15 protein-coding genes are annotated in these 14013 nt (G+C 67.1%); 9 read left to right on the top strand and 6 right to left on the bottom strand.

Going from position 1 to position 14013, the window contains the following annotated elements; translation table 11 throughout:
* Positions 1 to 107 precede the first annotated feature (107 nt).
* From hslU to ACR652_RS07380, 3 genes are all read right to left on the bottom strand, one after another.
* Positions 108 to 1415, bottom strand: coding sequence for an ATP-dependent protease ATPase subunit HslU (gene hslU / locus ACR652_RS07390; protein WP_434505875.1), 1308 nt, complete (start codon positions 1413 to 1415; stop codon positions 108 to 110).
* A complete protein-coding gene (gene hslV, locus ACR652_RS07385) occupies positions 1415 to 1978 on the bottom strand; it encodes an ATP-dependent protease subunit HslV (protein WP_434505874.1) in 564 nt (187 codons plus the stop codon). The genes hslU and hslV overlap by 1 nt, the downstream gene beginning before the upstream one ends.
* A gap of 79 nt (positions 1979 to 2057) precedes the next feature.
* On the bottom strand, positions 2058 to 2951 hold the full coding sequence (locus ACR652_RS07380) for a hypothetical protein (protein WP_434505873.1): 894 nt from the start codon (positions 2949 to 2951) through the stop codon (positions 2058 to 2060).
* Between the two features lie 286 nt (positions 2952 to 3237).
* Between ACR652_RS07380 and hisB the strand changes: the two genes are divergently transcribed.
* The 7 genes from hisB (at position 3238) to coaA (ending at position 8087) form a co-directional block, all read left to right on the top strand.
* A complete protein-coding gene (gene hisB, locus ACR652_RS07375; RefSeq protein WP_434505939.1) occupies positions 3238 to 3834 on the top strand; it encodes an imidazoleglycerol-phosphate dehydratase HisB in 597 nt (198 codons plus the stop codon).
* A gap of 39 nt (positions 3835 to 3873) precedes the next feature.
* On the top strand, positions 3874 to 4287 hold the full coding sequence (locus tag ACR652_RS07370; RefSeq protein WP_434505872.1) for a DUF2628 domain-containing protein: 414 nt from the start codon (positions 3874 to 3876) through the stop codon (positions 4285 to 4287).
* On the top strand, positions 4284 to 4934 hold the full coding sequence (gene hisH, locus ACR652_RS07365) for an imidazole glycerol phosphate synthase subunit HisH (RefSeq protein WP_434505871.1): 651 nt from the start codon (positions 4284 to 4286) through the stop codon (positions 4932 to 4934). The genes ACR652_RS07370 and hisH overlap by 4 nt, the downstream gene beginning before the upstream one ends.
* Positions 4931 to 5665 (top strand): 1-(5-phosphoribosyl)-5-[(5-phosphoribosylamino)methylideneamino]imidazole-4-carboxamide isomerase, encoded by a 735-nt coding sequence (hisA, locus tag ACR652_RS07360; protein ID WP_434505870.1) that lies wholly within the window; start codon positions 4931 to 4933, stop codon positions 5663 to 5665. Before hisH ends, hisA begins: the two co-directional genes overlap by 4 nt.
* Before the next feature lie 214 nt (positions 5666 to 5879).
* A complete protein-coding gene (gene hisF / locus ACR652_RS07355) occupies positions 5880 to 6659 on the top strand; it encodes an imidazole glycerol phosphate synthase subunit HisF (protein WP_434505869.1) in 780 nt (259 codons plus the stop codon).
* A 145-nt stretch (positions 6660 to 6804) separates the two neighbouring features.
* Positions 6805 to 7128 carry a phosphoribosyl-ATP diphosphatase gene (locus tag ACR652_RS07350; protein WP_434505868.1) on the top strand — a complete coding sequence of 108 codons (324 nt, stop codon included), beginning with the start codon at positions 6805 to 6807 and terminating at the stop codon, positions 7126 to 7128.
* Positions 7125 to 8087 carry a type I pantothenate kinase gene (gene coaA / locus ACR652_RS07345; protein WP_434505867.1) on the top strand — a complete coding sequence of 321 codons (963 nt, stop codon included), beginning with the start codon at positions 7125 to 7127 and terminating at the stop codon, positions 8085 to 8087. The genes ACR652_RS07350 and coaA overlap by 4 nt, the downstream gene beginning before the upstream one ends.
* A 34-nt stretch (positions 8088 to 8121) precedes the next feature.
* Here the strand turns inward: coaA and clpB are convergent, their stop codons facing one another.
* Both clpB and ACR652_RS07335 read right to left on the bottom strand, forming a co-directional pair.
* Positions 8122 to 10749: an ATP-dependent chaperone ClpB gene (gene clpB / locus ACR652_RS07340; RefSeq protein ID WP_434505866.1), complete on the bottom strand. Its 2628-nt coding sequence runs from the start codon at positions 10747 to 10749 to the stop codon at positions 8122 to 8124.
* Between the two features lie 231 nt (positions 10750 to 10980).
* Positions 10981 to 11427 carry a cupin domain-containing protein gene (locus ACR652_RS07335; RefSeq protein WP_434505865.1) on the bottom strand — a complete coding sequence of 149 codons (447 nt, stop codon included), beginning with the start codon at positions 11425 to 11427 and terminating at the stop codon, positions 10981 to 10983.
* Positions 11428 to 11517: 90 nt separating this feature from the next.
* On the opposite strand from ACR652_RS07335, the gene ACR652_RS07330 reads away from it, so the two are divergent.
* Together ACR652_RS07330 and ACR652_RS07325 are read left to right on the top strand one after the other, a co-directional pair.
* Positions 11518 to 12135, top strand: coding sequence for a TetR/AcrR family transcriptional regulator (locus ACR652_RS07330; protein WP_434505864.1), 618 nt, complete (start codon positions 11518 to 11520; stop codon positions 12133 to 12135).
* Between the two features lie 59 nt (positions 12136 to 12194).
* Positions 12195 to 12956, top strand: coding sequence for an MOSC domain-containing protein (locus ACR652_RS07325; RefSeq protein WP_434505863.1), 762 nt, complete (start codon positions 12195 to 12197; stop codon positions 12954 to 12956).
* A gap of 130 nt (positions 12957 to 13086) precedes the next feature.
* On the opposite strand, the gene ACR652_RS07320 is transcribed toward ACR652_RS07325, so the two are convergent.
* Complete coding sequence (locus ACR652_RS07320; RefSeq protein ID WP_434505862.1) at positions 13087 to 13977, bottom strand: DUF4167 domain-containing protein; 891 nt, start codon at positions 13975 to 13977, stop codon at positions 13087 to 13089.
* Positions 13978 to 14013: the final 36 nt, after the last annotated feature.

Genomic DNA, 14013 nt, shown 5'->3' with positions numbered 1-14013 from the left:
GGGAGAGGGGACGCTCATGAGCAGCATTCTCGATGAAGGCCCGCATCTGCTCCCTCTCCCGCGTCAGCGGGGGAGGGGTGGGGAGGGGGCTGCCGCCCCCAATACCCTCACAAAATAAACCGGCTCAAATCCCGGTTCTTCGCCAGATCGCCGATGTGCTCCTCGACGAAATCGCCGTCGATGACGATGGTCTCGCCGCTCCGGTCGGAGGCCGAGAAGCTGATGTCGTCGAGCACGCGCTCCATCACGGTCTGCAAGCGGCGCCCGCCGATGTTCTCGACCGAGGTGTTCACCGCCACGGCGACCTTTGCGATGGCGTCGATCGCCGAGGCGTCGAAGCGCAGAGCCACGCCTTCCGTGCCCATCAGCGCCACATATTGCTTGGTCAGGCAGGCTTCGGTTTCGGTGAGAATGCGGCGGAAGTCGTCTTCGTTGAGCGAGGCCAGCTCCACGCGGATCGGCAGGCGGCCCTGAAGCTCCGGCAGGAGATCGGACGGCTTGGCGACATGAAAGGCGCCGGAGGCGATGAAGAGCACATGATCGGTCTTCACAGACCCATGCTTGGTCGAGACCGTCGTGCCCTCGATCAGCGGCAGCAAGTCGCGCTGCACGCCCTCGCGCGAGACGTCGGCGCCGCTGCGGCCCTCGCGCGCGCAAATCTTGTCCATCTCGTCGATGAACACGATGCCGTTGTTCTCCACCTCATGGATGGCCTCGCGGATGGTGGCCTCCTGGTCGATGAGCTTGTCGCTTTCCTCCGTGAGCAGCGGCCCATGGGCCTCCTTCACCGTGAGCTTGCGCGGCTTGCCGCGATTCATCGCCTTGCCGAAGATGTCGCCCAGGGAAAAGGCGGAGACGCTCCCGCCGCCCGGCATGTTCGGCAATTCGAACATCGGCATGCCGCCTCCCGAGGCCTGAAGCTCGATCTCGATTTCCTTGTCGTCGAGTTCGCCGTCGCGCAGCCTTTTGCGGAAGGTCTCGCGCGTTCCGGGCGAGGAGGCCGGACCGACGAGCGCGTCGAGCACCCGCTCTTCCGCCGCCTTTTCGGCGCGGGCCTGCACCTCCTTGCGGCGGCGCTCCTTCACCATCACCACGGCGACTTCCATCAGATCGCGCACGATCTGCTCCACGTCGCGGCCCACATAGCCGACCTCTGTGAATTTCGTCGCCTCGACCTTGAGGAAGGGGGCGTTGGCGAGACGGGCGAGGCGGCGCGCGATCTCGGTCTTGCCGCAGCCTGTCGGGCCGATCATGAGGATGTTCTTGGGCATCACCTCCTCGCGCATCTGCCCTTCCAGTTGCAGACGGCGCCAGCGGTTGCGCAGAGCGATGGCCACGGCGCGCTTGGCCTCGGCCTGGCCGACGATATAGCGATCGAGTTCGGAGACGATCTCGCGCGGCGAGAAATCAGCCATCAGATTTTCTCCACCACGATGTTGTGGTTCGTATAGACGCAGATGTCGGCGGCGATAATCATTGCGCGGCGCGCGATGGTTTCGGCGTCGGCGTCCGTGTCGATCAGCGCGCGGCCGGCGGCGAGCGCATAATTGCCCCCCGAGCCGATGGCCGCGACGGCGCCGCCGTCCGAGGCTTCCGGCTCCAGCACGTCGCCGGAGCCCGTCAGCACCAGCCCGACATTCCTGTCGGCGACGAGCATCATGGCTTCGAGCCGGCGCAGATAACGATCCATGCGCCAGTCCTTGGCGAGCTCCACGCAGGCGCGCATCAATTGGCCGGGATATTGCTCCAGCTTGGTTTCGAGCCGCTCGAAGAGCGTGAAGGCGTCCGCCGTGGCGCCCGCAAAGCCCGCGATGACGTCGCCCTTGCCGAGTCGGCGCACCTTTCTGGCGTTGCCCTTCATGATGGTCTGGCCAAGGCTGACCTGGCCGTCGCCGGCGATCACCGTCTCGCCCTTCTTCTTGATCAGGATGATCGTCGTCGCATGCATCAGGGGCGACGTCTCGCGTTCGCTTTCCATTCGGGGCCTTCCGAAACGATTTATGTCAGCGCCATGTAGGGGCTTGGATCGGCTTGAGCAAGGGCGCGGCCGCGCCCGCTTACTCGCCCCTGAAGCGGTCGGCGACCGCCTGCGCCTCCTTTGCCAGCGCCGGGTAGAACTCCGCCCGCGGCAGGCGTTCGGCGTAGCAGGCCCGGTAGGCCTTGTCGGCGTCGCCCTGAAGGGCGTCATAGGCGGCCATGAGCTTCTGATCCCTGGCGCCGCCGTCCGCGTATGACTTGTAGGTCGCGTCCGCCTTGCGCTGCGCTTCGGTCCAGATCGCCTCGCAGGCGGGAATGGGCCTGTAGCTGCGTGCCTTCTCCTGAGCGATGAAGAGCTTTCCGCCCTTGCGCAGGGCGACGACGATCTCCTGTTCCGGATTGGGGCCGACGTCCTGCGCCCAGCCGCCGAGCAGCGCGTGCGCGTCGGCGGCGCCCGCCGGCGTCGCGACGGTCAGGTCCACGGTCTTTGTGAGGGCCGCGTCGACTCCGACGGCGTAGGTGTAAAACTCGGGATTGGCCAGCGCCGCCTCGATCGGCGGCGGCGTCTTGCTCGTCTTGCGCCACCAGTCTTCCGGCTTGCTGAGCCAGCGGGCCAGCAGCCCGTCCGTCGTGACGGTGACCTGTTGCGATCCATCGGCCGTCGAGAAGCGCAACGCGTCCAGCCCGCCCGAGCCGACCTCGTTTTTCGACAGCGTGTCGAAGGCGATCTTGCCGGTCGCGGGGTAGGGCGTGATCGACAGGCCGCCGATGATGGATGCGAGCCGCCCTTCGAGCCCCTTGAGCGCCTGCTGATCCAGCTTGCTGGTGTCGGCGCCGGGGTTTTTGGCCTCGATCCTGGCGAGTTTCGCGATGGCGGCGTCGCGGGCGGCGATGTAGTCGGCCTCGGGCGTGGCGGCGGCGGCGACAGGCAGGCCGGTAAGCGCCAGGAGCAGGGCGAGCGGGGACGATTTCATGGAACCCTCCGGCATGTACGGCGCGCCTGCGAGACCATCCCATCCCTCCCCTTTCGAGCAAGGATGGCGGCGGCAGGCCTCCGGGTGGGGCCACCCAGGGCTGGACCTCACCCGACCCAGCCTTACGGCGGGTCCTCCGCACCGTAAAGGGGAGGGATTTGCTCACGCCCGCCATTTCGCGTACCCCCGGGGCCGGGTGGCGAAGATGCGACGAAATTGCTACAAGCTGCCGCTCATGGCCGGCGGCCGCGCCGTCCTTCAAGTCTTTCCGGAAGGCCCATTCCCGATGCGCAGCGCCACAATCGAGCGCAAAACCAAGGAAACGACGATTTCCGTCACCGTCGACCTCGACGGCGCGGGGGCGTCCGACATCTCCACGGGAATCGGCTTTTTCGATCATATGCTCGATCAGATCGCCCGCCACGCCCCTCTCGACCTCACCGTGCTCGCCAAGGGCGACCTCCACATCGACGGCCACCACACCGTGGAGGACGTGGGTCTCGCGCTGGGGCAGGCCGTGGACCGGGCCCTGGGCGACCGCAAGGGAATTGCGCGCTACGGCGACGCTCACGTGCCGCTCGACGAGGCGTTGACCCGCGTCGTGGTCGACGTGTCGGGCCGGCCTTTTCTCGTCTATGACGTGACCTTTCCGTCGGAGCGCATCGGCGCCTTCGACACGGAGCTGATGCGGGAATTCTTTCAGGCCTTCGCCGTGCAGGCGCGGATCGGCCTGCATATCGACAGTCTCAAGGGCGTGAACAGCCATCATATCGCCGAAAGCGCGTTCAAAGGCTTTGCCCGCGCCTTCGGCAAGGCGGTGGCGCTCGACCCCCGCCGGACGCAGGGCGAGGCGCCCTCCACCAAGGGCACGCTGACCGCCTGAGCGGTGGCCGCGTTTGGTCTTTAAGGAGGGAGGGCCGTCATGACGTCATTTACCGTCCATCTGCCGCCGACGGCGCCCGGCGAGCGCCCGGCTGCGGAAAAAATCGTCTTTTTGCGCGATGGTTTTTCCACCTGGGCCTTTGTTTTCGGGCCGCTGTGGTTCATGTGGAAGCGCGCCTGGCTTCCGGCCCTGCTGTGGGCGCTGGTCCTCGCCGCCGTGGCGGGAGCGGGGGCGCTGCTGAAGATTCCGGTCGACGCCATGAGCTTCGCCGGCCTCGCCGTATCGCTCTTTCTCGGCTTCGAGGGCGGGCGCATTCTCGCATGGTCCCTGCATCGGCGCGGATTTGTCGAGAGCGATGTCGTGATTGGGGAAAACGAGGAGGAGGCCGAGGTGGTCTATTTCGAGCGCCTTCGGGCGCGAGAGGTCCGCGGCCCTGTGGAGAGGGGCGCGTGACCACGGCGATCATCGATTACGGCTCGGGCAATCTGCATTCGGCGCAGAAGGCGTTCGAGCGCGCCGCGCGCGAGGCGGGCGTGACGGACGCCATCAGCGTCACCAACGATCCCGAGGTCGTGCGCACCGCCGACCGCGTCGTTCTGCCGGGCGTCGGCGCCTTCGCCGATTGCCGGGGCGGTCTGCTCGCGCTGCCGGGTCTCTACGAGGCCCTGCAGGAGGCGGCGATTGCGCGCGGGCGGCCGTTCCTGGGCATTTGCGTCGGCATGCAGCTGATGGCCGCGCGCGGGCTCGAACATGGCGAGACGCCCGGCCTCGACTGGGTCGGCGGCGACGTGGTCGCCATCGAGCCGAACGATCCCTCGCTGAAGATCCCGCATATGGGCTGGAACACGCTGGCGCTCGCCGGCCCGCATCCGGTCTTTGCCGACATCCCGACCGGCGAAAAGGGCCTCCACGCCTATTTCGTCCATTCCTATCACCTGAAGCCGGCCGATCCGCGTCATGTGCTCGCCACGACGGATTACGGTTCGCCGCTCACGGCCTCCGTCGCGCGCGACAATCTCGTCGGTGTCCAGTTTCATCCCGAAAAGAGCCAGAGGCTCGGCCTCGCGCTCATCGCCAATTTCCTGAGGTGGCGTCCGTGATTCTCTTTCCCGCAATCGATCTGAAGGAAGGCCAGTGCGTCCGCCTCGCACAGGGCGACATGGACCGCGCCACCGTCTTCAACGACGATCCCGCCGAACAGGCGCGCGCCTTCCAGTCGCAGGGCTTCGAATATCTGCATGTGGTCGATCTCGACGGCGCCTTCGCGGGCGCGCCGCGCAACGCCGCGGCGGTGGAGTCGATCCTCAAGGCCCTGACGATCCCCGTGCAGCTCGGCGGCGGCATTCGCGACATGCGCACGCTCTCCGCCTGGCTCGACAAGGGCGTGACGCGCGTGATCATCGGCACGGCGGCCGTGAAGGACCCCTCCTTCGTGCGCGAGGCGGCGCGGATCTATCCCGGCCGCGTGGCGGTCGGCATCGACGCCAAGGACGGCATGGTCGCGGTCGAGGGCTGGGCGCGCACGACGCGCATGTCGGCGCTCGATCTCGCCAGAAGCTTCGAGGACGCCGGCGTCAGCGCCATCATCTACACCGACATTTCGCGCGACGGCGTTCTGACGGGCCTGAACATCGAGCAGACGCTGGCGCTCGCCAATGCGCTGACGATTCCGGTAATCGCCTCCGGCGGTCTCGCGTCGCTCGCCGATATCGAGCGCCTGTTGCAGCCCGACTGCGCCAAGCTCGCGGGCGCCATTACCGGCCGCGCGTTGTATGACGGCCGGCTCGATCCGGCGGAGGCGCTGGCGCTGATCAGGAAGGCGCGCGGATGACGCCATCCTGCGAAAGCTCCTCGCGAGCTCATCCCTCCCCTTTACGCGGAGGGTGGCCCGGCGAAGCCGGGTCGGGTGGGGTAACGCCACATCGACCATGCAGCGGCGAGACCCCCCACCCGGCGGTCTTCGACCGCCGACCTCCCCGCAAGGGGGAGGTATGGGGAACCGGCGCGCAAACCGATGATAGCCGCCGAGTTGGGGAAGCCTGGCCATGTTGAAAGCACGCGTCATCCCCTGTCTCGACGTGAAGGAGGGCCGCGTCGTCAAGGGCGTCAATTTCGTCGATCTGCGCGATGCGGGCGATCCGGTGGAATGCGCCATCGCCTATGACGCGGCCGGCGCGGACGAGCTGTGCTTTCTCGACATCACCGCGAGCCATGAAAATCGCGGCATTCTGCTCGACGTCGTGCAACGCACGGCGGAAGCCTGCTTCATGCCGCTCACCGTCGGCGGCGGCGTGCGCACGCTCGACGACATTCGCAAGCTGCTGCTCGCCGGCGCCGACAAGGCGTCGATCAACACGGCCGCCGTTTCGAACCGGCAGTTCGTGCGCGAGGCGGCGGAGAAGTTCGGCTCGCAATGCACGGTCGTCGCCATCGACGCCAAGCAGGTCGGTCCCGGCAAATGGGAGATTTTCACCCATGGCGGCCGCCGTCCCACGGGCATCGACGCCGTGGACTATGCGCGGGAAGTGACGGCGCTCGGCGCGGGCGAAATCCTTTTGACCTCCATGGATCGCGACGGCGCCAAGATCGGTTTCGACATTGCGCTGACGCGCGCGGTGGCCGACGCCGTATCGGTGCCGGTGATTGCGTCGGGCGGCGTCGGCACGCTCGATCATCTGGTGGCGGGAATTCGCGAGGGCCACGCGACGGCCGTGCTCGCGGCGTCGATTTTCCACTTCGGCGAATATACGATCCAGCAGGCGAAGCTGCACATGGCCGCGGCGGGGCTTCCGATGCGGCTGGATGGTCTGGAGGCGGCGGGATGATTTCGAGAGAGGTTTTTCCGGTGACAGCCCCCTCCCTGTCCCTCCCCCGCTTCGCGGGAGAGGGGACGCTCACCGGCGTGATTCACGGCCTTGGTGAAGCGTGCGCCTGCCTCCTCTCCCGCGCAGGTTGGGGAGGGGGCCGGGCATGACCTTCACCCTCGACGATCTCGCTGCGCTGATCAAATCCCGCCGCGACGACAGCGCCTCGAACTCCTACACGAAAAGCCTCTTCGACGCGGGAACGCCGCGCATCGCCAAAAAATTCGGCGAGGAGGCGGTCGAGGCGGTGATCGCCGCGATGGAAGGCGACCGCAAGGCGGTGGTGAGCGAAGCCGCCGATGTGATCTACCACCTGCTCGTGCTGCTGGAAGCGCAGCACATCCCGTTGAGCGACGTCGTCGCGGAACTGGGACGCCGCACGGGGCAATCCGGCCTTGCGGAAAAAGCCTCGCGGGGAGCCGGCAAATGACCAGCGGCGGCGCGCCGGACACGGATGCGGCGATCACCCCCTATCGCCATTTCTCGCGCGCCGAATGGGCCTCGCTTCGCGCCGACACGCCGCTGACTCTCACGCTCGACGATCTGACGCGGCTGAAGTCCGTCGGCGATCCGATTTCGCTGGAAGAAGTCATCGAAATCTATCTGCCGCTGTCGCGCCTGCTGGCGCTTTACGTCGCGGCGACGCAAGGTCTGTTCAAGGCGACGCAGCGCTTTCTCGGCGCCGCGGACGGCAAGGTTCCCTACATCATTGGCGTCGCCGGCTCGGTGGCGGTCGGCAAATCGACGACCGCCCGCATCCTCAAGGCGATGCTGTCGCGCTGGCCCAATACGCCGAAAGTCGAGCTGATCACGACGGACGGCTTCCTCCTGCCCAACGCGGTTCTGGAACGCGAAGGGCTGATGGAGAAGAAGGGCTTCCCGGAAAGCTACGACAACAAGGCGCTGCTGCGTTTCCTCTCCGCCGTGAAGGCCGGCCGCCGCCATGTCTGCGCGCCGGTCTACTCGCATCTGACCTATGACGTGGTCGCGGACGAATCCGCCTGCGTCGACGGACCGGACATTCTCATCGTGGAAGGCGTGAACGTCCTCGCCGCGCGCCCGTCGCGACAGCCGCGCGAAATTCCCTTCGTGTCGGATTTCTTCGATTTCTCGGTCTATCTGGACGCCAGCGAGGAAATGCTGGAGCGCTGGTATGTCGCCCGCTTCCTGCGCCTGCGCGAAACGGCGTTCAAGGACCCGCGTTCCTATTTCCGCAAATATGCGGAATTGTCGGACGAGGAGACGGTGCGTGTCGCAAAAGACATCTGGACGCGCATCAATCTCGAGAATCTGCGCCAGAACATCGCCCCGACGCGCCCGCGCGCGAGCCTGATCCTGACCAAGGGCGCCGACCACAAAATCGAGGAAGTGGCGCTCAGGAAGTTGTGACCCTCTCCCCGCTAGCGGGGAGAGGGAGTTTGCCTTACGCGTTCCCCACCGTCCGCAGCATCGGCTTCGCCGGCCCATGCGTGGGTTTGCCGTCGATTGTCAGCGACGGGCCGTCGGCGGAAATCTCCACCGTCGCGCCGTCCACGATCTCGCCAGCCAGCAGCCGTTCCGCCAGCGCGTCCTGCAACTCCTTCTGCATCACGCGCTTCAGGGGCCTCGCGCCATACGCCGGATCGTAGCCCTTGGCCGCCAGCCAGTCGCGGGCCTTCGTATCCAGATGCAGCGTGATCTTGCGATCCTCCAGCAACTTCTGGAGCCGCTTCACCTGGATGTCGACGATCGCGCCCATGTCCTCGCGCCGCAGGCGGTGGAAGAGGATGATCTCGTCGACGCGGTTCAGGAACTCCGGCCTGAAGTGCGCGCGCACCACCTGCATCACCTCGTCGTGCACGGCGGTCGAGTCCTCGCCCTCCTGCTGCATCACGAGGAATTCGGCGCCGAGGTTCGACGTCATGATGATGAGCGTGTTCTTGAAGTCGACCGTGCGGCCCTGTCCGTCCGTCAGGCGCCCGTCGTCGAGCACCTGAAGGAGGACGTTGAACACGTCCGGATGCGCCTTCTCGATCTCGTCGAACAGCACCACCTGATAGGGCCGGCGCCGAACCGCTTCGGTCAGCGCGCCGCCTTCCTCGTAACCGACGTAGCCGGGAGGCGCGCCGATGAGCCGGGCGACCGAGTGCTTCTCCATGTATTCCGACATGTCGAGCCGGACCATCGCCGTCTCGTCGTCGAAGAGGAAGCTCGCCAGCGCCTTGGTCAGCTCGGTCTTGCCGACGCCCGTCGGGCCCAGGAAGATGAAGCTGCCGATCGGACGGTTCGGGTCTTGAAGGCCGGCGCGGGCGCGGCGCACGGCGGTCGAGACCGCCTCCACCGCCTCGCGCTGCCCGACGACGCGCTTCGCCAGCTCGTCCTCCATGTGGAGGAGCTTCTCGCGCTCGCCTTCGAGCATCTTGTCGACCGGCACGCCGGTCCAGCGCGACACCACCTGCGCGATGTCGTTGGCCGTCACGGCTTCCTCGATCAGCGCGGCCTTGCCCTCGGCCGCCTCGGTGTCGGCGAGCCTCTTTTCGAGGTCCGGGATCACGCCATAGGTCAGTTCGCCCGCGCGCTGATATTCGCCACGGCGCTGCGCCTGGGCGAGTTCGTTGCGGGCGACCTCGAGTTGCTCCTTGAGCTTCTGGGCGCTGCCGAGCTTGTCCTTCTCCGCCTTCCAGCGCGCGGTGAGCGCGGAGGATTTCTCCTCGAGATCGGCCAGCTCGCCTTCGAGTTTCGCGAGCCGGTCCTTCGACGCGGCGTCGGTCTCCTTCTTCAACGCCTCCTGCTCGATCTTGAGCTGGATGATGCGGCGATCCAGTTCGTCGAGCTCTTCGGGCTTCGAGTCGATCTGCATGCGCAGGCGCGACGAGGCTTCGTCGACAAGGTCGATGGCCTTGTCGGGCAGGAAGCGGTCGGAGATGTAGCGGTTCGACAGGGTCGCCGCCGCCACGATCGCCGAGTCGGTGATGCGCACGCCGTGGTGCATCTCGTATTTTTCTTTCAGACCGCGCAGGATCGAGATCGTATCCTCGACCGTCGGCTCGTCCACGAAGACGGGCTGGAAGCGCCGCGCCAGCGCCGCGTCCTTTTCGACGTGCTTGCGATATTCATCGAGCGTGGTCGCGCCGACGCAATGCAGTTCGCCACGCGCCAGCGCGGGCTTCAGCAGATTCGACGCGTCCATCGCGCCATCGGCCTTGCCGGCGCCGACGAGCGTGTGCATCTCGTCGATGAACAGAATGATCTTGCCTTCCGCGGCGGTGACCTCGTTGAGCACGCCCTTCAGGCGCTCCTCGAATTCGCCGCGATATTTCGCGCCGGCGATCAGCGCGCCCATGTCGAGCGCGAGGAGCTTCTTGTCCTCGAGCGACTCCGGCACGTCGCCATTGACGATGCGCAAAGCGAGACCTTCGACGATGGCCGTCTTGCCGACGCCGGGCTCGCCGATCAGCACGGGATTGTTCTTGGTGCGGCGAGACAGCACCTGCACGGTGCGGCGAATTTCTTCGTCGCGGCCGATCACCGGATCGAGCTTGCCCTCGCGCGCCGCTTCGGTGAGGTCGCGGGCGTATTTCTTGAGCGCGTCATACTGGTTCTCGGCGGCCGCCGTGTCGGCGGTGCGACCCTTGCGCAGCTCCTCGATCGCGGCGTTGAGCGACTGCGGCGTCACCCCGGCGGCGGCGAGAATTTTCGCGGCGTCAGAGTCCTTTTCCAGAGCCAGCGCCAGCAGCAGGCGCTCGACGGTGACGTAGGAGTCGCCGGCCTTCTGGGCGATCTGCTCGGCGTTGGCGAAGAGCCGCGCCGTCGCGGGCGCGAGATAAAGCTGGCCGGCGCCCGCGCCCGCGACCTTGGGAAGCTTGGCGAGCGCGGCCTCGGTCCTGGCGAGCGCCTCGCGCGAATTGCCGCCCGCGCGGTCGATCAGACCGGCGGAGAGGCCCTGGTCGTCGTCGAGCAGCACTTTCAGAATGTGCTCGGGCGTGAACTGCTGATGTCCCTCGCGGGTGGCGAGAGACTGCGCGCTCTGCACGAAACCACGCGCGCGTTCGGTGTATTTCTCAAAATTCATACAAGTCCCCTCTCGACCTTCGAAGCGCGTCCTCCAGTGAGCGGCGCGCCCCATGTCATTCGCATTTCGGCCCCTTTCGGCGGCCCTTTGAAGCGATATGGGGAGGGTTCGGGGACGTTAAAGAGGGGCACCGCGAAAGCGTGAACGCAGGGAAGGCGCCGCGACAATGGGGCGCGGACGGAAGGCGTGTCGCGCCCTGTCCGCGCCCTCGTCAGGAGCCCGCCGAGAGCGTCAGCGGCCTTCGAAGGCGACGCCATGCCGCGCGCCGATCTGCGGCACCTTGGCCAGATCGCGCGGCAGCTCGGTCACCTCCCGGTCAATGTCCTTGAAGAAGGATTCGGCGTGCGCCGGCGCGTCGAAGATCAGCAGCCTCGCGGGCGATTTCGACGCCCCCTGAAAGGCGTGGACTGTCCCGCCCGGCGCATAGACGAAGTCTCCCGCCCGCACAAGCTCGCGCCGGTCGCCGATCTGGAAGGCGACTTCGCCCTCGATGACGTAATAGGCCTCGTCCCATGGGTGGCTGTGGGGCGGGGGGCCGGCCTGTTCGGGGATGACGTTCTCCATGAGGGACCAGGCGCCCCGCGTATCCTCGGCGCGACACAGAAACCGCAGGGCGACGCCCAGCACGTCGAGAACCTCGCCCTCTCCCTGGTGGACGATCATGGGTGAAGAAGTCATCGGTCTGCCCCTCGCAAAGAGTTGAATTCGCGCCGCCGAAGTCATAGTCTACGACAACGTGTCATACAGTCTGACAGAAAGTCATCCAGCATGTCAACGCCTCCCGCCTCTCTCGCCGCGCGCCACTCGGATTTCACGCAGCGGCTGATCGTGGATGCGGCCATCACGCTTCTCGCCGAGGCTCCGGTGCGGGAGCTGTCGATCCGGTCAGCGGCGAAACAGGCGGGCGTTTCGGAGCGAACGGTGTTCCGGTATTTCCAGACGCGGGAGGACTTCCTCGACGCCGTGGCGACAGAGATGGCGGCGCGGCTCAAGGTTCCCGTCGATCCGGCCGATGTCGGCGAGCTTCTGGACTATCCACGGGCGATTTTCTCCCGCTTCGAGGAGACGGCGGCGCTGACCCGGGCGGCGCTGCATTCCGAGCTTTACGACCGGATGCGCAGGGTCGACACCGAGAAACGCGCCGGCGCCATTCGCGTCCTCGTGGATCGCGTCGCGCCCGGGCGCAGCGAGGCGGCGCGCGAGATCGCCTCCGCGCAGATCCGCTATTATCTGATCGCCACGACCTGGCATTACTACCGCTTCTATTTCGGCTTCGATCAGGAGACCTGCATCCGCGCCGCGCGCCAGGCCATTGCCCAGGCCTTGCGCGGGCTTGGCGTCGAGGACGCGGCCATCGACGCGGCGCTGGCGGAGCAGGCCCGATGACTTGACAAAGGAAGCGCCGTCGCCTTGAGCCTACAGGCCGTCGCCAGCCCGGAGTCCGCATGCGCCTCGCCAATCTTTATCGCTATCCCGTGAAAGGCCTTTCGCCCGAGGGCGTCGAGACGGCCGATCTTCCCGCCGGCGGCTACTTCCCCTGCGATCGTCTCTTCGCGCTGGAGAACGGCCCGTCCGGGTTCGATCCGGCCGCGCCGGAGCACCAGCCGAAGATCAAATTCCTGATGCTGATGAAGAACGGCGCCCTTGCCGGTCTTGCGACCCGCTATGACGGGACCACGGGCGTTCTGACCATTTCGAAGGACGGGCGTGAGGCCGCGCGGGGCGATCTGCGAAGCGTCGAGGGGCGGGCGGAGGTCGAGGGCTTTCTGGCGGATTATCTGGGGCCCGACGACATCCGGGGGCGGGTGCGGCTGCTTGAAGCCCCGGCGGGTTTCCGCTTCACCGACTCGAAATCCGGCTTCGTCTCGCTCATCAATCTCGCCAGCGTCGCGGCGATTCAGGCCGCGCAGGGGGCGCCGGTCGATCCGCTGCGCTTTCGCGGCAATCTTTACGTCGAGGGTGCGCAAGCCTGGGCGGAGGCGGACTGGCCGGGACGCCGGCTGCGGATCGGCGAGGCCGTCCTCACCGTGCTCAAGATGACCGACCGCTGCGCCGCGACCGGCGTCGAGCCGGGCACGGGGCGGCGCGACATGGATCTGGTGCAGACCATCCGCAAGGCCTTCGGGCATATCGACTGCGGCGTTTACGCAAGGATCGACGAGGGCGGACGCGTCTCGCGGGGGGATGGCGTGACCCTGCTCGATTAGGGGGCGGCGCCCGTCCCTCCCTCCGCGCCGCAAGCGGGCGAGGGTTGCGGAGGGGCCTCTCCGCACCGCGCATGAAAAAAGCCGCCCGGCGAGGGGCGGCTTTTTGTTTCTCTGGCACTGAAGTCCCGGCTCAGATCCGGTCGGGCTCGAAGGGCAATTCGCTCGCCTGCGGCGCCTCCTCGCGCACGTCGCCGGAGGCCTCTTCCGCCGCAGCGCGCGGGCGGCGGCGACGGCGGGAGCTCAGGTGGAAGTTCACCCCCTCGTGCTCGCGCGGCTGCGGGCGCTCGGCGGCCGGGGCGAAGCCCACTTCGGCGGGCTCCGCCTCGGGAGTCGCGGTGCGCGCCGGGGGCGCGGTAATGAAGGACGGCAGGGTGGGCGCCGGTTCGTCGGCGATCTCCTGACGCGGGAAGCGACGCTCCCGGAAGCCCCGGCGCTGCTCGCCCTCGGGGGCGCGGTCGCCGCGATCGCGGAAGGACGGGCGGTCCGGCCGCGGCGGACGTTCGCCGCGCTCCATGCGCTCGCCGCGCTCGGGGCGCTCCATCCGCTCGGGACGCTCGCCGCGCATCTCGCCGATGGGCCGCTCCTCATAGGGCTGCGGCTGGGGCTGCGGCTGCGCGAAATGCGGCTGGGGCTGCGGCTGCGCGAAGTGCGGCTGGGGTTGCGGCTGCGGCTGATAGACAGGCTGCGGCAGGCGCTCGGACAGGGGCGCGAAACGATCGGGCAGGGCGGCGAAATCGTCGTCGTCCTCCATCTCCAATTCGGCTTCCGTCGGCTGGCGGCCGAAGCCGTTGGCGAGCTGCTGGGCCTGCTGGGCGGCGGCGATCAGCCGGAAATAATGCTCCGCGTGCTGAAGCAGATTCTCGGCCATGATGGTGTCGCCGGAGGACTGCGCGTCGCGGGCGAGCTGGAGATATTTCTCCGCGATATGCTGAGCCGTGCCGCGGATTTTGACGTCGGGGCCGTTCGATTCATAGGAGCGGGTCAGCGGATTTGGGCCTTTGCGGCCGCTGCGCCCCCGCATTCTCTTGTTCTGTCCTGGTCTCATCCACTCCCCCGA

The organism is Methylocystis sp. (assembly GCF_051061225.1).
GTDB lineage: Bacteria > Pseudomonadota > Alphaproteobacteria > Rhizobiales > Beijerinckiaceae > Methylocystis.
The sequence above is the reverse complement of the archived record's forward strand: the minus strand, read 5'-3'. Positions and strand labels throughout refer to the sequence as shown.